This window comes from Sphaerochaeta associata, from assembly GCF_022869165.1.
Taxonomy (GTDB): Bacteria; Spirochaetota; Spirochaetia; order Sphaerochaetales; family Sphaerochaetaceae; genus Sphaerochaeta; species Sphaerochaeta associata.
Genome location: NZ_CP094929.1, coordinates 2,281,454 through 2,299,945 on the forward strand (window position 1 = coordinate 2,281,454; position 18,492 = coordinate 2,299,945).

The 18,492-nt window shown below is 53.7% G+C and carries 21 protein-coding genes; 6 read left to right on the forward strand and 15 right to left on the reverse strand.

All coding sequences use genetic code 11. The features are described 5' to 3' along the window. Positions 1-8 precede the first annotated feature (8 nt). The gene (locus MUG09_RS10570) at positions 9-1,040 is read left to right on the forward strand and encodes a LacI family DNA-binding transcriptional regulator (RefSeq protein WP_244771392.1); all 1,032 of its coding nucleotides are present in this window, start codon (positions 9-11) and stop codon (positions 1,038-1,040) included. Between the two features lie 2 nt (positions 1,041-1,042). Here the strand turns inward: MUG09_RS10570 and rsfS are convergent, their stop codons facing one another. The 7 genes from rsfS to rplU are packed head-to-tail and all read right to left on the reverse strand — an operon-like array spanning position 1,043 to position 4,857. Beyond that, positions 1,043-1,381, reverse strand: a complete 339-nt coding sequence (rsfS, locus tag MUG09_RS10575) for a ribosome silencing factor (protein ID WP_244771393.1) — start codon at positions 1,379-1,381, stop codon at positions 1,043-1,045. Positions 1,382-1,387: 6 nt separating this feature from the next. After that, positions 1,388-1,969 (reverse strand): hypothetical protein, encoded by a 582-nt coding sequence (locus tag MUG09_RS10580; protein WP_244771394.1) that lies wholly within the window; start codon positions 1,967-1,969, stop codon positions 1,388-1,390. Then, a complete protein-coding gene (gene yqeK, locus MUG09_RS10585) occupies positions 1,966-2,550 on the reverse strand; it encodes a bis(5'-nucleosyl)-tetraphosphatase (symmetrical) YqeK (RefSeq protein ID WP_244771395.1) in 585 nt (194 codons plus the stop codon). Before yqeK ends, MUG09_RS10580 begins: the two co-directional genes overlap by 4 nt. Continuing rightward, the gene (gene nadD / locus MUG09_RS10590) at positions 2,519-3,154 is read right to left on the reverse strand and encodes a nicotinate (nicotinamide) nucleotide adenylyltransferase (protein ID WP_244771396.1); all 636 of its coding nucleotides are present in this window, start codon (positions 3,152-3,154) and stop codon (positions 2,519-2,521) included. Before nadD ends, yqeK begins: the two co-directional genes overlap by 32 nt. A gap of 10 nt (positions 3,155-3,164) precedes the next feature. After that, positions 3,165-4,247, reverse strand: coding sequence for a GTPase ObgE (obgE, locus tag MUG09_RS10595; protein ID WP_244771397.1), 1,083 nt, complete (start codon positions 4,245-4,247; stop codon positions 3,165-3,167). 31 nt (positions 4,248-4,278) lie between these two features. After that, positions 4,279-4,530 carry a 50S ribosomal protein L27 gene (gene rpmA / locus MUG09_RS10600; RefSeq protein ID WP_244771398.1) on the reverse strand — a complete coding sequence of 84 codons (252 nt, stop codon included), beginning with the start codon at positions 4,528-4,530 and terminating at the stop codon, positions 4,279-4,281. 12 nt (positions 4,531-4,542) lie between these two features. Next, entirely contained in the window at positions 4,543-4,857 is a 315-nt protein-coding gene (gene rplU / locus MUG09_RS10605; RefSeq protein ID WP_244771399.1) for a 50S ribosomal protein L21, read from the reverse strand. Positions 4,858-5,002: 145 nt separating this feature from the next. Between rplU and MUG09_RS10610 the strand changes: the two genes are divergently transcribed. Beyond that, entirely contained in the window at positions 5,003-5,578 is a 576-nt protein-coding gene (locus tag MUG09_RS10610) for a TetR/AcrR family transcriptional regulator (protein WP_244771400.1), read from the forward strand. Position 5,579: 1 nt separating this feature from the next. Here MUG09_RS10610 and argS read toward each other — a convergent pair whose 3' ends face one another. Continuing rightward, positions 5,580-7,343 (reverse strand): arginine--tRNA ligase, encoded by a 1,764-nt coding sequence (gene argS, locus MUG09_RS10615; RefSeq protein ID WP_244771401.1) that lies wholly within the window; start codon positions 7,341-7,343, stop codon positions 5,580-5,582. A gap of 47 nt (positions 7,344-7,390) precedes the next feature. Further along, positions 7,391-8,365, reverse strand: a complete 975-nt coding sequence (locus MUG09_RS10620; protein WP_244771402.1) for a biotin--[acetyl-CoA-carboxylase] ligase — start codon at positions 8,363-8,365, stop codon at positions 7,391-7,393. A gap of 83 nt (positions 8,366-8,448) precedes the next feature. Between MUG09_RS10620 and MUG09_RS10625 the strand changes: the two genes are divergently transcribed. Next, the gene (locus tag MUG09_RS10625) at positions 8,449-8,991 is read left to right on the forward strand and encodes a biotin transporter BioY (protein WP_244771403.1); all 543 of its coding nucleotides are present in this window, start codon (positions 8,449-8,451) and stop codon (positions 8,989-8,991) included. 40 nt (positions 8,992-9,031) lie between these two features. After that, entirely contained in the window at positions 9,032-9,952 is a 921-nt protein-coding gene (gene epsC, locus MUG09_RS10630) for a serine O-acetyltransferase EpsC (RefSeq protein WP_244771404.1), read from the forward strand. Here the strand turns inward: epsC and MUG09_RS10635 are convergent. From MUG09_RS10635 to MUG09_RS10650, 4 genes are read right to left on the reverse strand one after another with little or no spacing between them, the layout of a single operon-like run. Next, entirely contained in the window at positions 9,949-10,506 is a 558-nt protein-coding gene (locus MUG09_RS10635; RefSeq protein WP_244771405.1) for a GNAT family N-acetyltransferase, read from the reverse strand. The two genes, epsC and MUG09_RS10635, sit on opposite strands and share 4 nt — an antisense overlap. Continuing rightward, complete coding sequence (gene mtaB / locus MUG09_RS10640; protein WP_244771406.1) at positions 10,490-11,803, reverse strand: tRNA (N(6)-L-threonylcarbamoyladenosine(37)-C(2))-methylthiotransferase MtaB; 1,314 nt, start codon at positions 11,801-11,803, stop codon at positions 10,490-10,492. Before mtaB ends, MUG09_RS10635 begins: the two co-directional genes overlap by 17 nt. Then, complete coding sequence (locus MUG09_RS10645) at positions 11,800-12,549, reverse strand: prephenate dehydrogenase/arogenate dehydrogenase family protein (protein ID WP_244771407.1); 750 nt, start codon at positions 12,547-12,549, stop codon at positions 11,800-11,802. The genes mtaB and MUG09_RS10645 overlap by 4 nt, the downstream gene beginning before the upstream one ends. Before the next feature lie 30 nt (positions 12,550-12,579). Further along, positions 12,580-13,728 carry an MFS transporter gene (locus tag MUG09_RS10650; RefSeq protein WP_244771408.1) on the reverse strand — a complete coding sequence of 383 codons (1,149 nt, stop codon included), beginning with the start codon at positions 13,726-13,728 and terminating at the stop codon, positions 12,580-12,582. Positions 13,729-13,847: 119 nt separating this feature from the next. On the opposite strand from MUG09_RS10650, the gene pta reads away from it, so the two are divergent. Both pta and MUG09_RS10660 read left to right on the forward strand, forming a co-directional pair. Beyond that, positions 13,848-14,849, forward strand: a complete 1,002-nt coding sequence (gene pta / locus MUG09_RS10655) for a phosphate acetyltransferase (protein WP_244771409.1) — start codon at positions 13,848-13,850, stop codon at positions 14,847-14,849. A gap of 96 nt (positions 14,850-14,945) precedes the next feature. Further along, positions 14,946-16,343 (forward strand): MATE family efflux transporter, encoded by a 1,398-nt coding sequence (locus tag MUG09_RS10660; protein WP_244771410.1) that lies wholly within the window; start codon positions 14,946-14,948, stop codon positions 16,341-16,343. On the opposite strand, the gene rsmA is transcribed toward MUG09_RS10660, so the two are convergent. Continuing rightward, complete coding sequence (rsmA, locus tag MUG09_RS10665; protein ID WP_244775374.1) at positions 16,309-17,076, reverse strand: 16S rRNA (adenine(1518)-N(6)/adenine(1519)-N(6))-dimethyltransferase RsmA; 768 nt, start codon at positions 17,074-17,076, stop codon at positions 16,309-16,311. The two genes, MUG09_RS10660 and rsmA, sit on opposite strands and share 35 nt — an antisense overlap. Continuing rightward, positions 16,979-18,475 (reverse strand): ComEC/Rec2 family competence protein, encoded by a 1,497-nt coding sequence (locus MUG09_RS10670; protein ID WP_244771411.1) that lies wholly within the window; start codon positions 18,473-18,475, stop codon positions 16,979-16,981. The genes rsmA and MUG09_RS10670 overlap by 98 nt, the downstream gene beginning before the upstream one ends. Positions 18,476-18,492: the final 17 nt, after the last annotated feature.

The window sequence follows — 18,492 nt, forward strand, 5'->3', positions numbered from 1 at the left end:
GGACAACCATGGCTGTTACGATTAGAGATATTGCAAAGAAGGCAGGGGTATCCAGGGGAACGGTGGACCGGGTACTCCACAATAGAAAGGGTGTCAATGAGGAGGTTGCCTCCCGGATTCGGGCTATAGCCAACGAGCTTGGGTTCATTCCCAATCTTGCAGGCAAAGCCTTGGCGACCCGCAAGCAACCTCTGAGGATCGGCTGTCTGCTTCCCAGCATAGGCAACCCGTTCTTTGCAGATGTCATTGCAGGCTTCAGGCAGGCTGAACGGGAACTCTCCGATTTCGGTGTCTCTGTCGATATAATGGAGGTGAAGTCGTTCGATCGATCGGTGCATCTCGATGCTATCGAGACGCTGCAGAGCAAACGCTACGATGGGTTGTGCGTCACCACCATAAACGTTGAGCCTGTCATTGCAGCAATCGATAAGATCACCGAAGCCGGCACTACCGTGGTTACCGTCAATACCGATATCAGCGATACGCATCGCCTCTGTTATGTGGGACCGGATTATTATCTGGGGGGCACTACGGCAAGCGGGCTGCTCAGCCTGGTTTGCAAGCAGCAGGAGCAGAAAATCCTCATCGTCACCGGTTCGTTCAACATCAAGGGACACCAAGAGCGCATCAGGGGTTTTCTCGAAGGCCTATCCACCCGCCGGATGGAGCATACCATCGTAGATATCATCGAAAGCCTTGATGACAACGAAAAGGCATACGAGCGGACGATTTCCTGCCTGAGAAGGAACCCTCAGATCAACTGTCTCTATTTAACCGCTGCAGGTGTGCAGGGCGCATGTAAAGCTGTACAGGAATTAGGAAAGACTGGCATCATCCGCATACTCTGCTTTGATGATATTCCCAGCACAAAGGCCTTGATCAAGGAAGGGGTGATCACTTTCACCATTTGTCAGGAACCTCAACGACAGGGCTACGATGCAATTCAAAAGCTGTTTTTTCATCTGATGAACCAGCAGGAGCCTGTCGTTGATACCATTACCAGAACAATCATCAAGATTCGGGAGAATCTCGACGATTGACCTTAGATTTCTCGTTTCTGCCAGAGTTTTTCCAGCGAATAGAATTCTCTCAGCTCGGAGCTCATCAGATGGATGACGATATCCGAACAGTCTATGAGTTCCCAGCCGTCGCCGGCTGGATTCTTGTGCCGGTTGGCAACCTCAAGACCGAGATTATTCAGTTCGGACCAGATTTCGTGGGCGACTCCCTTGAGGTGTCCTACGCTCGAGACGGTGGCGATGATGAAACAATCAGCCCAGGAACACTCCGCTGATACATCAAGGATGCTGACATCCTTACACTTATGATCCTCAAGAAATTGGCCGATTGCCTGTGCATTAGCCGCTACCAAGTCATTCATTCTCATTTACTCCTTACGCTGGAAGCGCCGTATTTCCTCGACATAACGCCTCAGATACGCTTTCATGTGCTCCCAGTCGGTATTCTGCGATAAAGCAAGACTCGTTCTCATATCAAAGACAGTTGCTTGCTTCACTGTCTCAAGCACTCCAAACGGATCGGTTTGACCAGTAATGGAAGCAAGTGTATCGGCCAGGAGGGTTTTTCTCAAGTAGGGTGCGCCATCAGTCAACGCTTCAAGACAGAGCTGTGCATCGACCTGAGCCTCCTCTACACCCTTTGCAGACACGGCCAGCGTCACCGCCAGACCGCCGAAAGCCGCCAACTCACCGCCCTTGATCCGTGTCGCCGATGAAGATGCCAATCCCACAAGATTGACAGCTGCCATGGCAGGGTCGAGTTGTGCAAACGCTGCATATCCATCCACCACCGTCTGCGGAAGCAACAACACCGCCAGATGATCGTTCTCAATCCAACTTGCCCAAGCAGAATCACCATCGCTCAAAACATATTCAGCCTCTACGGCAGCGGGGGTGCAGCCATACAAGAACATACTGAAAAGCAAGAGAGCAAGTACCGGATATCTCAAAACGTTCCTCCGCTGCAGAGAAACCGGTAGAGTTCCTCCCCGCTAGCGCTTATCTGCTTGGCCTTGGCAACCAGATAGGCCCGTTCCTGTTCCAAAATGGCCAGACAGAGCTTCTCCGCTGTAGGATGCTCGAGAAGGCGCTGCCTGTCCTGCTCGCACAGGTGCGTTCTGTTCGGTTCCAGATAATCGGAAATATAGACTAAAAGACCCATGGTTCCCATGTGGATGCTTCCCAGGGTGTGGTACCGCACGGCAGTGCACACCTGATCCGAAAAACCACGACCGGCAAGCAGCGATGCCGCCACCGGTGCATGCAGCAGCGTCGGGCACTCACGCTCCTCGCTCATGAGATCAAGGTTGTTCGCCAAAGCGTAGTCAACCAACTGCTCCCTGCCCCACTCACGTGCCATGTCATGCATGAGCGCAGCAGCATACAACTCTGTTGCATCCAGATGGAGGGAGTATCGTTCGTTGAGCCTCAAGCAGGATTGCGCTACCGCCAGACTGTGGCGGTAGCGCTTTTCGCTCAGGCTCTCTTTCAGTTCGAACTCAAGAGCGGTACAGTCGATGCTCTTGTACATAACGGGCAACCTCCCCGGGCATCAAGCGAGCAATGTCATCACCGAGCTCGTCGCTCTCCCCCAACTCCCTGCATCGATTTCTAATCCTCGTAGAACTGTCTTCCAGCAGAGAATTCTCAAGATAGACAATATCAGCACAAAGATCATCCAACCGCACTACGCTGCCTTCGCGCCTGATGACTACAAAGGTAACAAGCTCCTTGAGTTGCTCATAGGCATGCCATCGATGAAGCGAGGAAACCAAATCGTCTCCCATCACCACAGCAAGCCTGCCTTTAATGGAGTAGTGCAAATAAAGATATTTGACTGTGTCATAGGTATAGGAAATCCCGCCGCGCTTCAATTCACAATCCTCGGCAATAAGCTCGAGCGGGGGATCGTCAGGATACATGGATGCATATGCATCAAAACCCATGCGCAGCATATTCATGCGATGTACGGCATCAGCCGGGTTGGCATCCTGCTTGAAGTTGTTGCGGGCAACAGGTACGAAAATGAACCTTCGATAGGAAGTGGATGCAACAACCGTATGCACCAGATGCAGATGTCCCAAATGCACGGGATCGAAACTTCCGCCTACCATTGCAGTCGGTTCTGCCGCCAAAACAAGCCTCCTACTGGCTTTCGTTCTCCGAAGGATAGTATGCATCAAGATCGACTGTGCTGGAAAAGCCCCCTTGGGCACTTTCATGCAATGCCTTGCTTGCTGCATCCTCATTGCTTGTAACCATGCGGATGAAAGCCTGTCTCACATCTTCAACGCCCATATCAAGGTAGACGCACAGTCCGATGACTTCCTTGTCAGCGTACTTGCGCTTCAATTCCTCAAGCCGCAGTGCAGTTCCCGGTTCATCGGTCTTCGTTCCGATGATCACCTGCTGCTTGTTCAACAGCTCGGGCTCATAGGCCTCAAGTTCCTTGCATAGTATATCATAGGCATCAAGATACCGGTCATCTGAAAGATCGATGAGGAAGGCAAGACCTGCAGTCCGGCTGATATGCCTGAGGAACTTGATCCCCATGCCTGCTCCCTCGCTGGCCCCTTCTATGAGGCCGGGAATATCGGCAAGCACGATGTCATGCTCACCGTAGCGCATCATACCCAACTGCGGAATCTTGGTGGTGAAGGGATAACCCGCCACCTTGGTCCGTGCATTGGTCAGCATGTTCAGCAGACTGGACTTTCCTGCATTAGGAAAACCGACAAAACCTATATCGGCGATTACCAGAAGTTCGACGCCGATACGCATCTCCTCACCCTTTTCACCGGGTTGGGCGAAGCGGGGGGCCTGTCGCGTTGCCGTGCGGAAGTGGTAGTTGCCCTGCCCGCCGCGGCCTCCCTTGAGGAAAACCCAGCGGTCCAGACCGGTAAGGTCCTTGATAACCTCTCCGGTTTCGGCATTCTTGATGACCGTTCCAGGAGGAACGGGAATCTCGATGTCGACTCCGTCACGACCATAGCAACGTTCTCCCGTACCATTTTTCCCATTCTCTGCCCGATAGGTACGGACAAGTTTCAGATGGGCGAGCGTTCTTAAATTCTGTTTGACGACAAATACTACATCCCCGCCACGGCCGCCGTCGCCACCATCCGGGCCTCCCTTGGGAATATACTTTTCCCGTCGGAAGGAAACACAACCATTGCCCCCGTTTCCGGAGGCAACATCAAGATACGTCTCATCTGAAAATCCAAACATGCGTTCGTTATCTTCGGCTTTCGCCTATCGTTTACTCGGTAACAATGCTGATATACTTGCGGTTGTTTCGGCTGTGGAACAAAACAGTGCCTTCAGCCTTTGCAAACAGCGTATAATCGGAACCGAGACCAACATTCTGACCAGGGTGGAACTTTGTTCCATGCTGGCGAACAAGAACTTCACCTGCCTTGACCAACTGGCCACCAAAGCGCTTCACACCCAGACGCTGGGAATTCGAATCGCGACCATTGCGGGAACTACCGCCACCTTTCTTATGTGCCATCTTGAGTCCTCCTTATGCAATGATCTTGTCGATCGTGATCAGGGAGTACCGCTGGCGGTGACCCTGGGTCCTTTTATAGCCCTTGCGGCGCTTCTTTTTGAACACTCTGATCTTGTCACCCTTGAGGTCGCCTACCAGGGTCGCCTTGACCACTGCATCAGCTACATACGGGGTGCCAAACTTTGCATTGCTCTCATCCACAACGGCGAGAACGGTGGCGTACTCAAGGGAAGAACCAGCTTCACAGCTGCTGATATAATCAACCTGGACGGTTTCCCCTTCGACGGCCTTGTACTGCTTTCCGAGAATCTCTACAAGTGCGTACATGTCGATATTCATCCTTAGATTTAGTTTGTGCCTGTCTCTTATACCACACTTTTAAAACAAGGTTCAACAGCTTTTCCCAATTAAATGATTGAAAAACAAAGAAAAAGCTCTTGAAAACTTACCGACCGATAGGTTAGTATCGGCTATGCATGCAACATCAACCAAACAAAATCTCATCCTTTCGCTGCTCAAACTAGGCTCACAGCGGGGCTTGGAAGCCATATCGCTTTCAACTCTCGCAAAGGAAAACAACATCAGCAAAGCAGCAATTTTCCACCACTTCGCAAGCAGGGAGGCCATGATCGAGGAACTGTTCGACTATTGCAACACCCTCGCCTATCAGCAGATGGCTACCATCAGCCTCACAGGCAAGCCCAGCGAGGTGCTCAGACGTGCGATGGACCACTGGCACGACCTGTATGCCAATGCACCGATGCGTCATTTCTACCGCATCATCCAAACCGAGGCACTGACGCACCAGGCGGCGAAAGCAATACAAACGACCTTGGACGAGATGCTTCGAGGCCAAAGTGGAATCCTATTGGAAAGTCTGAGTGAATCATCCCGACTCATCATCGAAGATCTCGACCTGGCCGTCCTCACGTTCAGCTCAGTCGTCCAGCAATTTCTCAGACGGGTGCTGCTGGACGAGACAGAGGACGTGGAGTGGGAGGAGGAGCGTTTCATCCAAAGCTTCTGCGCACTCTACCAAGGAACATGAATCACATCGAGGCGAGGAAGGGAATGCCTACCAAGCCGAATGCGTTTTTCAGTACCTGCAGGACCATGGTGGCAAGCTCGATGCGGCTGCGCACCAACACAGGGCTGGCGGCCTTAAGCACCGGATTGTCGTGATACCAACGGGAGAACAACTTGGACAAATCGTACAGGTAGGTGCACAACAGTGAAGGATCGTAGCTTGAGCCGGCCTTCTGCACAACCTCCGGATAGAGGGCGATCTGCTTGATGATCTCGCGCTCATCGCTGAGGGTGAGCAGACTGCTGTCAAAGCCCAGCTTCTGGATTTCTGCATACTCGAGTTCATACTTGCGTAACATGCTTGAGATACGAGCCCCCATGTACTGCAGATACGGACCGGTGTTTCCGTTGAAGGAAATGGATTCGGCAGGATTGAAAATCATATCCTTGGTGGGGGTAACCTGCAGCAGATAGTAGTTAAGTGCTCCCAAGGCGATGCTTTGGCTGGTTTTATCAACATCATCGACCAAGGCCTCTCGTTCCTTGGCCTCGATTTCCTTACGGGCAAGAGATGTCAGGGTATCGACCAACTCGTCGGCATCGACGACCGTCCCCTCCCTGCTCTTCATTTTTCCATCCGGCAGATTGACCATGCCGTAGGAGAGATGGTGCAGGTCACTCGCCCACTCATACCCCAGTTTTTCAAGGACGTAGAAGAGAACGCGGAAGTGATACTGCTGCTCACTGGCCACCACGTAGATGAGCGAATCAAACGGCCAGTCCTTGTGCCGCATGATTGCAGTCCCCACATCCTGGGTCATATAGAGGCTGGTGCCGTCCTTGCGAAGCAGGACCTTCTTGTCCAGCTTGATGGGTTCGAGATCGACCCATACCGAGCCGTCCTCCTCGCGGTAGAAAACACCTTGCTCAAGACCTTTGAGAATCTCATCCTTACCGTACTTGTAGGTTTCGGACTCATAGTAGTAGGCATCGAAGCTGATGCCCATCTTCTCATAGCTCTCCTGAAGGCCGTCCAACGTCCAGCCGTTCATCAACTTCCACAGTTCAATGACCTGTTCATCACCGGCCTCCCACTGTCTGAGCATCTCTTGGGCCTGGTCCTCTGCGCTTGGATCATCCTTGGCCCACTTGGCAAACATCACATAATACTTGCCGACCAGGTGGTCGCCCTTGATACCGCTGGATTGGGGTGTCTCGCCATTGCCGAACTTCTGGTAGGCGAGCATCGATTTGCAGATATGAACCCCACGGTTGTTTATCAGGTTGACCTTGCGCACCGTCGCCCCGTTGGCCTTCAGGACGGCCGCCACACTCTCACCGAGGCTGTCGTTGCGCATATGACCCAGATGCAACGGCTTGTTGGTGTTCGGACAACTGAATTCGATGGTCACACGCTTGTCAGCCATGCTCTCATTCGTCCCATAGAGATGCTTTTGCTCGGCTATACTATGGGAAAGGGATGTGGCCAATGCAGACATATCAATACGCACATTCAGATATGGACCGGCAACCAGCAGATCACCCAACGGACGGTCTGCAAGCTTCTCAATGCGGCCCTTGAGCTCGGTGGCAAGCATCGGCGGTGCTGTTCTCAGCATTTTTGCATACGTAAAAAGGGGAAACGCCAAATCCCCCAGCTCAGGCTTGGGCGGTGTCTGAACCGCTAGGGGAGGCATCTGCACATCCTGTCCGAGTACTTCTTTTGCATAGAGAGCCAACTGCTCCTCGATGAGCGTCTTCCAAATCTCACGTACGGCATTAAGCATCTGTTCGTTCCTTTATCTGTAGATACCGACTATACACCAAAAAAAACTCAGACTTCAAGTCGAATGCTGATCTCCGCCGAACTGAGCACACTTTGCCGCCCCTGATCATCCTGCACAACCAGATGGGCTTCATCGTCGATGCTCACCGCTGTTGCAGAAAAAGTCTGCCGGTCTTGATGGACCGTCACCTTCCGCCCCAAGAGAAGCGAGCGCTCACGATACACCGACAAGAAAGATCGGTCGGGCAGCTTGGATACCAATGCATGCAGGTTCTCGACCAATGAGGCAACCAAAAGATTGGCATCGAAGGAGGCTGGAACCGAGGACGGGCCATCGAACAGGGAAGTAGCCGTGCCCTGCAATTCCAGAGGAAAGGCCGCCTGTGGTATGCAGAAGTTGATACCGATGCCCACTACGACGGCACTGAGCCTTCCGCTCTCAACTCCCAGCACCCCCTCGGTAAGGATGCCGCAGACTTTTCTTCCCTCAAGGTAGAGGTCGTTGACCCACTTGATCTGGCAGCGCATGCCGCCGACTTGTTCAATGGCCTCCAGCGCAGCCACACTGGCTGCACTGGTGATGAGCTGGGCGGATTCAAGATTGAAAGCCATCGGCAGCAGGACACTAAGGTACAGCCCACCCTTGGGGCTGAAGAACGAACGGCCGAGCCGCCCCCTGCCCCCGCTCTGATAGGTGGCGACAACAAGAGCCGGCTTCTCAGGGTGCTCGGAAGCCAGTACCTTTGCATAGCGGTTGGTTGAGTCAAGCGAATCGAAGAGATGCACTTCAAAAGACGGGAGTAAGCCGGCCAGCCTCTCCTTCTGCAAATCGGTGGTGGCGGTCAACAGCCGGTAACCCCTGCGAGAAATTCCTTCGATGACATGACCTTGGTCCCGCAGGCTTTCGATGGCCTTCCACACTGCGCTTCTGGTAATGTGCAGGGTGTTTGCAACCTCTTGGCCTGAGAGATATCGATTACGGTTTTGCTCCAAAAGGTGCAGTACTGTTTGCTCACTTGTCATGGGCATGATGGTAGGCAAGCTGGGTTTAATTGTCAACCCTTAGCTTGTTTACAATATAAAAAGCTCTATGGTACATTCAGGCCATGCATTATAAACGACTGTTGTTGACTTCGCTTTTCAGCGCCCTGATCATCATCGGAGCATACCTGCGGTTCCCGCTTCCTCCGGTTCCCATCACCCTGCAAACACTTTTTGTGCTGCTTGCGGGCTTTCTTGGTGGAACAAGGATGGCCCTCTCAAGTACTGCCATCTATCTTTTACTGGGAGCTGTTGGACTCCCGGTTTTCTCCAGCGGCGGAGGCCTTGGCAATCTGATAGGACCCACCGGAGGCTTCTTGATCGCATTGCTGCCTGCAGCCTGCATTGCAGGCATTGCGGGAAATTTCTCTGCGAAGGCTGAAAAGCCAAGAACCTATCTTGCCTTGTGCCTGGGTTTCGGCCTTATCGCCACCCTGGTGATCTACCTTGTCGGCGTTCCATTCCTCAAGTACAATCGCTCGCTTTCGTGGGGTATTGCCATTCAGGCGGGTATGCTTCCCTTCCTGATCGGCGACGTCATAAAGCTGCTGGTGGCTTCCCAGCTGGCCCGGAGTTTTCAGCCAAGAATATCGCAGTTGCTGGGCTGAGCTCTTGCATAAAGACCTACAAGACACGTATGGTATGGTCATGAAACAGTGCACTGAACAGCAATTCGACGCTTCAATCTATATTCCCTCATTCATGGGAACCTTCGATAGAGTGGCCGGGAATGCCAACTTCCACGGCCTCAAACCCCTGCCGCAAATGCTCGCCATCGGTGATATTTCCAACGAGCTGCTTGAGCTCATGTTCCCCGGCCGCTGCGGCCGTGACCAAGCCGATATGAGTCTTCAAGAAATACTGACCATGCAGATGAACAAAGTCTGCTCCCTGCTCAAGGGTCAGCTTATGCTTGCCTATCGGTATGACAACCCCTCCATGGAGGAGTGTGAAGTGCTGGACAAGGCCGACTCGACGATACGGAACCTGTGCGAAGTGCTTCCCGGGCTGCGGATAAGCCTGAAAATGGATGCACGGGCGGCTTTCGAAGGGGACCCTGCGGCAAGGAACCTCAGGGAGGTGGTTCTCTCCTACCCTTGCATCAAGACACTGACCATTCACAGGGTGGCTCATGAATTATTCAGGATGGAGGTTCCACTCCTTCCCAGGATGATGAACGAGTATGCCCACAAGGAGACCGGTATCGACATCCACCCCGGGGCAGTGATCGGCAACTCCTTTTTCATCGACCACGGTACGGGTACCGTCATCGGAGAAACAACGGTTATTGGAAACAATGTAAAGCTCTACCAAGGAGTGACCCTGGGGGCATTGAGTTTCCCCAAGGATGCCTGCGGCGCCCTGATCAGGGGAACCAAGCGCCATCCCACCATCGAGGACAATGTCACCATCTACTCCAACGCAACCATTTTGGGTGACATCACCATCGGTCGGAATGCGGTAATAGGTTCCAACGTCTGGATAAAGGAATCGGTCCCTGAAGATACCATGGTCGTCATCCAGGAGCCGGAGATTACCTTCAGGGATTTGAAAATGCGCAAGTCCTAAGGCCTGGCCTTGTCGCTGAGCAGTGTATAGCGGAGGTGGTCCTCCCACCTCCCGTTCAAAAACAAGTACCCTCTGCACACTCCTTCGGGAGAAAAACCCAACTTTGTCACCAGAGCCCTGCTAGCCTCATTCGCACCCATGATGTTTGCCTCGAGACGATGCAGTTTCAATGCATCAAAAGCATAGGAGACTGCCGATGCAACCGCTTCTGCTCCATATCCCTGCCGCCAGAGGTCATGGTCGATGCTGTAGCCGATCTTCGCTGAAAGACTCACACCCCAGACGATGTGATTGAGGTATACGGTACCCACGACATGCTTCTCATCCCGTTTGGAAAAGAAGAGAAGGGGAAGCATTCTTCTCTGCTCATACAGATACGCTTGTCTTCTGCAGACATCCTCCAGCGAGGCAAGGGTATAGTAGCTGCTTTGATGCGTTACGGAGTACGGCTTGAATGCGAGGCGGTTGCGACTCTCATAGGCAAGCAGAGGCTTTGCAAATTCCACCGCACTCACATAGGCTCTCAGTCGTTTCGTTTCAAAGAGTGGCTGCATCCGGGATGAACTCCATCCGTTTCTCCCTCCCAAGCACCTGACCGAAGGTTCCTTTGATCAACATGCCCTCCCTGGCGAAAGCGGGAGAGGAAAGCACTTTTACATCCAAATAATTGCCGCTGAGCCCATACCAATGTCCGCCCTTACGGTTCTGCAGTATCACCTCTGCACCACCGCCTACCTGCCTGAGGCGATATGCGTGGTGAAGTTGCTCGCTCAGATTTCTCAACTCGAGCGCCCGCTCGTCACGCACCGATTCGGCGACCCGGTCCCTGGCCTTGTACAACGGTGTATCGGGTCGGGGTGAAAACGGGAACACGTGCAGAAAAGAGAACTGCTGGTCGATGATGAACCGTCGGGTTTCAGCGAAATCCTCATCACGCTCTGAAGGCAGCCCGGTGATGATATCGGCTGCCAGAAATGGATCGTTCTTCACCCTGCGAAGCCGGTCGAGGATGGCTGACAGTTCGGAAACGGTGTAATGGCGGTCGACCTTCTTCAACAGCCGGTCGCTTCCCGTCTGCACGGGAATATGAAAATGCGGCTGCATGCGCTTGTCGGTGAGCACATCGAGCAATCGATCATCGATATGGTCCGGTTCCATTGAGGAGAGACGGATGCGCACCGAGTCTGAAAGCTTTGCCAACAACTTCTCCAAAAGACCGCCAAGTCCATCACCCTGATGATCGTACATGGTCAGGTTCACCCCGGTAAGCATGATTTCCTGGAAACCGGCCTGCTCGAGTGCAAGAGCGCGCTCGGTGACCTGGTCGGCTTGCAGGCTTACCGCTTTTCCTCGGGCGATATGAACACGACAATAGGCACAGCTGTTGTCGCACCCGTCCTGGACCTTTAGATATGCACGGCTGTGATAGGAGAATGAAGCGGCATCGTAGTCAAATACACTTGCCTTTCCATCACTGAACGACAGACACCCTGCCTTGATGTCCATACCACCTACGATACCCGCTTTCAGATGCTTTGCAAGCTTGAGCAGGTGCGCTTTCTTCTCCAAAGGAACGACAATGACATTGTCGCTCAGCTCTGTAAGCTCTTTTTCATTGACCTGGGCATAGCAGCCGGTGGCAAGAGTCGGTGCCTGTGCGGCAAACTTGCGGATCATCCTACGCGCCTTCTGCTCCGCCTTGCTGGTCACGGTGCAGGTATTGACGACATACAGGTCGGCAGTATTCTGCTCCTCCACGATGGTGAACCCTTCCTGCGCAAAGCTGTCGGCTATCGCCTCGCTCTCACACTGATTGAGTCTGCACCCCAATGTATATACACATACGTTCAACGTCCTTCCTCCTGCTTCTTGAGGGCATCCATGACAGTATCAAGGGCCCCCTTGAGTCCCATGCGCATCTGCCTGGCATAGGGATTGTACCGCTGCAAATCATAAAACAACTGCAACGGGTCATTGCAGGTCTGCTGCATCACGGTTAAAAGAGTCTTATACCCTGTGGTTGCAAGCTCGGTGTCACCCAGAGAAAGCTCGGAAAGCGTCCGACCGATGAAGTGGGTGATACCCTGCGACCACGCAGCCTCGCGGTCGTGTTGGTCGCAGCTCATCTGGAGAACCTGGAGATTCCATCGCTTGAACTCCTCGACCCAAAATTGCAAGGTCGAATCTTCACAACGAACTGCGCTGATGACCAAGGGAAGCCCCTGGACCCCGTTCTTGCCTGAATCGGGACCGAACATGGGGTGGGTTGCAATGCATTGCACCTGTTTGGGAAGCTTCTCGCGCATCTGCTTGGCCGGATAGAGCTTGACCGAGCAGGTATCCATCACCACGGTGGTATCGGCGATTCTGGAGCTGGTACGATCGAGGACTTCGCTGAAAGAGCTGATGGAGACACAGAAAAACAACACCGAACACGCGAGAACCTCGTCCTCACTGCCCAGCCGCACCCCTTCGGGGGCGGTTTTTGCGCTTCGTCCATAGCCGACAACCGAGAATCCATGTTTGGCTAATTCCTTTGCCCAGAAGGAACCGAAACGACCCATTCCATACACGCCGACACTCATCTTAGCTTCCATGGCCGGCATTGTACTCAGAAATCACTCATCCTAGCAAGGAGTCGGCTCCGCCTTTGATGCAAGCAAAAACAGGGCTGCAACGCCTAAGCTCAAGGCCAGGAGAAGGAACGAGGCCGAAAGTGAAGCAATGTTGATGACAAGACCCATCAGAAGAGGCATTCCAATCCTCCCGATGGTGGACCCCATGGACCGGATATTGGCCAGTTGCAACAGGTCGGAAGGCCAACAGGTAATCTCGAGCACCTGGCTTACCGGGTTCACTCCCCCCATGCCCAGACCCATCAGGGCCAGGCTCAGGTAGGCCCAGCCCAGGTTCGGGGCGAGAAAAAATCCCGACAAACCGAGCATGCCCACCAAACAAAGAGCCAGGAGAATACGATGAGGAGAGAACCCCTTCTTCAGCAGGGGGATGGCAGCCAAACGTGAAAGCGTACTGCCCGAGTGGAGGGTGATGATGGCCAGGCCGACCTCCTTCGCACCTGCACCATGCAACTGCGTTACTGCCAGCAAGGGGTAGACTACATTGCAATACTCCACTGCGTTGGCAAGGATGAGAAAGAGCAGGTACTTCACAAAGGCTCTGTGTTTCAACAGGGAGAACGAATCGGAAAGCTTTTGGTTCTTCCTTTGCTCCCACCCCTCGATCCCATCAGGCTTCACCAGGATGAACAATGCACCCATGACCAGATACACCAGGGACATCTGCAGATATCCGTGGTACCACGTATGCTGTTTGAGAAATGCGATGTAATACCCGCTGAAGATGCTTGCAATGCTGAAGGTCAGATGCATCAGGGGTATATTGGTTTTCATGTGCACACGGTCCACATTGATCAGGACCATGATATTGCTGGTTCCGTACAAGTAGCCGCCCAATGCATTGAGCAGGAAAAACAGGCCGAATATGAGGGCGCTGCGACTGAGGCCCATTCCCAGCAAGGTAGCCGAGGAGGCAAGAATTCCAATAATCAAGAGAGAGTATGCATTCAGCTTTCTTGCGAGCAAGGGAAGGGTCAGGAAAGAGACGAAGGAACCGACCTGACTGAGGCTCATCAACAGCCCCATTTGGGCCAGCGAAATTGAACATGCAATCTGGATCTCCTCACCCAAGCCGCCGAACAAGCTGCCGGTAAAAGCCAAGGCGACAACCATGACAAAGAGGAGAATACGGGTACCCATGAGCGGACAATAGCACAAGCAGGCAAGGAAATACAGAGCCTTTGCGTACTTTTCTAAGCCATCTGAACGTGGTAGACTACAACAAAGCAACTAAAATTTTCCTGTCAAGGAGCAGAACCATGACGTTTGCAGAAAAAATGAAGGCCCAGGCAGCAAGGGCCAACAAGCATCTTGTCCTCGCAGAAGGAACCGAGCTGAGAACCATTCAGGCGGCACGCAAGATAGTCGATGAAAAACTAGCCAAAGAAGTAATTCTTGTAGGAAATGTCGAGGCTGTCGCCAAAGCGGCTGCTTCCGTCTCCACCTGCCTTGAGGGCATCACCATTATCGATCCGGTAACCAGTGAAGACCGTAAGGCCTTCGCCTTGGAGTATTACGAGCTGCGCAAGCACAAGGGAATGACCGAAGAGGAAGCCTTCGAGGGAATCGTCGATCCGCTTCGCTGGGGGGCTATGATGGTCCGCCTGGGCAAGGCCGATGCAATGGTTGCAGGGGCTGAGAATACCACCGGCAACGTCCTTCTTGCCGCCTTCAACATCATCAAGACCAAGCCCGGCATCAAATATGCCTCCTCCTGCTTCGTCATGGCCACCGACAAGACCCAGTATGGTGTAAACGGCTCCTTCATTTTCGCCGACTGCGCCACCATCCCCAATCCAACGGCCGAACAGCTTGCCGAGATTGCTGAAGCATCGGCACTCTCCTGCAGGACGTTCCTCAATGCCGAACCAAAGGTGGCCATGCTCTCCTACTCTACCAAGGGATCGGCCAAGGGGGAGCTCGTGGACAAGGTCGTCACCGCAACCCGCCTCTTGAAAGAGAAGCTTCCCACCCTGGCCGTCGACGGGGAGCTGCAGCTTGATGCAGCAATCGTCGGCAGCGTTGCCAAGAGCAAGGCCCCGGGCTCGGAAGTTGCAGGCAGTGCCAACACCCTTGTCTTCCCCGACCTGCAGGCCGGAAACATTGGATACAAGCTGGTGCAGAGACTCGCCGGAGCAGAAGCCTACGGCCCTATTCTCCAAGGCTTCGCTAAACCGATCAGCGACCTCAGCCGCGGCTGCTCGGTCGAGGATATCGTGGTAACCAGCGCCATCACCCTCGCCCAGGCTGCAGCCAATTAACCTTTCCTGTGAAGGGCGGGAAGACAAAACTTCCCGCTCTTGCTCCAATTTCTGCTTTCAGCTACGATAGACGCGCCTCACAAGGAGAGGCTTTGTATGAGGCGTGCATCCAATCCACTCAATCTTCTTGACCGCTCAAGACCCCCCGGCATCATCATCTGGTCCCTCGCCTGGCCTACCATCCTCGAGCAGGTGCTCCAGGTAACCGTCACCTACGTCGATTCAGCCATGGTCGGCTCCTTGGGAGCACATGCAACAGCAGCCATCGCCGTCCCCACCTCCACCATTTGGCTGGTCAACGGCTGGATGAATGCATTCGCCATCGGCTTTTCCGTGTTGATGGCCCGTAATTTGGGAGCCGGCAACCTCCAGCGTGCCAGGCAGGTCACCAAACAGGCTCTCTTCACCTCAGTTTTCTTCGGGCTGACACTCACCCTGCTGTTCGTACTCGTCGCCCGCCATCTTCCCGCCTGGATCGGAGCCGAGGACGATGTCCAACTGCTTGCCGCTCAGTACTACCATTATATCGCCTTGGGCTACCTCCCCAATTTGGTGATGATTCTCATAAGTACGCTGCTGAGGTGCAGCGGAGACTCGAAGAAAGCGCTCTACCTGAATGGCTTGAACAATATCCTGAACATCTGCTTCAATCTTTTCTTCATCTTCAAGACAATTCCCATCGGGCCGTTCCAAGTGCAAGGCCTCGGCTTGGGTGTCAAGGGAGCGGCCATGGCGACATCCATTTCGGTCACCATAACCGCAATCCTTCTGCTCATGATTCTTCTGGCTACAGACAACCCGATACGCATCCGCCTCAGGGGCCCCTTCTCCTATGAGAAATCCATCCAGAAGAGCGCCCTCAGGTTGGGAATTCCTGTTGCCCTGGAACGATCTACACTCTCGTTCGGCCAGATTGTGTTTACCAAAATGGTAGGGACCCTGGGAACAACCGCACTGGCCGCCCACTTCCTGGCCAATACCGCCGAGTCCATCACCTACCTGCCCCCATCGGGCTTTGCCACCGCGGCCACCACGCTGGTGGCCCAATCGCTGGGCGGCAACGATAAGACGCTGGCAAAGAAGTTTGCCAACCTGTGCACCTTGTGGGGGACGCTGTTGATGAGTTTCATGGGCCTGATGCTCTATCTGTTCGCCCCGAATTTGATGCGCTTTTTCACTTCCGATATGGCGGTGATTGCACTGGGTACCACCGTGTTGCGCATTGAAGCCTTTGCAGAGCCTGCATTCGGGCTTTCCATGCTAGCGTTCGGTGTTTTCAGAGGAGCCGGCGATACGAGACGACCTTTCTTCATTTCGATTGCAGGGATGTGGCTGCTCAGGCTGCCTTTGGCGTATGTATTGCTGAAAACAACATCTCTTGGATTGCTGGGTGTCTGGATTGCAATGGCAAGCGACCTTACCCTGAGAGGGATCATCTGCTTGGTCCAGTACCGCCGGTTTACCTGGCTTGACAGCTGGAAAGAGACTCACTGAGAGCAATAAAATCATCCCATACAAGCGCTTCAGCCCTTGCAGACGGATCAACATGGGAAGCGTCGAGCAACGACTCAACCCCGCCCTTGCCCACCATCGCCCCGATTTTTCCTGAGAGCAGATTGTTCTTTACCGTCTTGCGTCGTTGGGCGAACAGCTCGCGGATGACCAGCAGGAAAGTCTTTCGAAGATGATCGGGCACCAGACTCTGTTCACGGAGGGTGAACAGGACCGTGCTGCTGGTCACCTTCGGGGGTGGATAGAAAGCCCCGCTGTTGATGCTGAAGGCCGGTTTCACCTCATAATCCATTTGGGCGAGCATGGAGAAGGACGACCAATCCTTGGACTGTGGATGTGCACACAACCGATCCACCACCTCTTTTTGGAGGGTGAACACCATCACAGGCGGGCGGTAATCGCTTTCCAATACTTTTGCGATGACCACCGAGCCCACATTGTAGGGAAGGTTGCCGCAGAGCCGGTCGGGACTCCCCTCCTTGGCCAGCTGGGCGGGAAGCGTCTTGAGCGCGTCGCCGGCGATGAGGCGAAAGGTTGGTTCATCGGCAAATGCCTGCTCGCCGAGTATGCGGCAAAATCCATGATCGATCTCAAAAGCAGTAACATTCGCCCCTTGTTCAAGAAGCAGGCTGGTGATCGCTCCGATGCCCGGGCCTATCTCCCACACCGTTTGGGACTGCTGTACATCCAGAAGGGCCACAATCTTCTCCCTCACCGAGCGGGAGATCAGGAAGTTCTGACCAAATTTCTTGGTCATCGACAGCTCCTCCTGCTTCAGCAGAGCAGTAATTGCAATCGGGGAGTCGTATGCGAATGTCCAGCTCATAGTGTGATCTCCTTCGTCTTTGTACAGCCATCGTAGCATAGCCAATAGAGACAAGACAGGTCAACAACACCGATATGTACACCGTATATCCTTTGGGTCCCACTTGAAAAGCATACCCTTGGTTCTTGGCGAGAATGGTGTATAGGATGGTTTGAACCCAATAGAGGCCGATGCTGAAAAAGGAACCGAAAACCAGGCTTAAAAAACTGAAAGCCATGGCTATGTGTATCAAAGGAGTCAGCACCGGGGAGAAGAGCAGACCACTGAGGTTGCAGGTGCCCTCTAGCAGCAGGGAGACCGGAGCCGTACCCGCTACAATCACAGCAGTATTCTGCAGGATGAAGGCAGGAAGCATCGAACAGAGCAACAGCATTGCGTAGGCGGCCCAGCTGTACAGGCAGGCTTGGCTGGAAAGCGAATACGGAAAGAACAGCAGCTGAAGCAGAAAGGTCATCTGAAAGGCGAAGCTTCGTGAGACGGGCAGGAGTGAACAGAGGTGCATGCCCAGAGCCCTGACCAAGGACGGCTTGGGTCCGACAAGCAGAACATAGAGAATGGAGGGAACGGAGCCAAGCCACCTCCCCCATATGCGCCCAAGCAGATGAGAACAGAGTCTTATGCTGAGAGAAAGAAAGAAGTGCAGGTGCATGCCCGATAATGCCAAGAGATGAGCGCATCCGCATGCAAGGCTCAGATCCTTGAGGGGGAAACCCGAGCTCCCTGTCTGACCGAGCAGGAGCATTGCAGCGAGACTACGGGTTGTCTCATCTGCAATGACTTGCTGCAGTCTGAGTTGCAGCACCCTAAGGCAGTTCAGGCGCAAGCGTGCAAGCAAAGGAAGGTGAAGCACCTGCACGGTGTCTGCAAGAAACAAGCCGGACTGTTCGTCCAGGCGACCTACAAGGAGCAAGGTGGTGGCAGAGGCCATCACCTCGTCCACTTCGATCAAGGCCGTTACTGTTCCTTTGCATGTTGTACGATACCCGTCCTTTGATCGGCAGGCGGTGAGGGCAATACGCGCAAGCTGTTTGCTTGAACGGGTCAAAAGAGAGTCTTCCACCAACCTTCCTTCTATCTGCATGATGTGCTGGAAGGGCATTCCATAGCTTGCCTGGTTGACTCCCGACGCCCAACCCAGTAGAGCATACAAACAGAAAAGCCAGGCGGCGAGTAAAGCCAGGCTCCACCTTGCATGCCTGCTACGCTGCATGAGTACAAGAGTCACCGAGCCACCCAGGATGCCTGCAAGCAGTGGGTAGGCAAGAAGAATCGGGGCAAAACTTGCCATATAGAGGCCAATGGTAC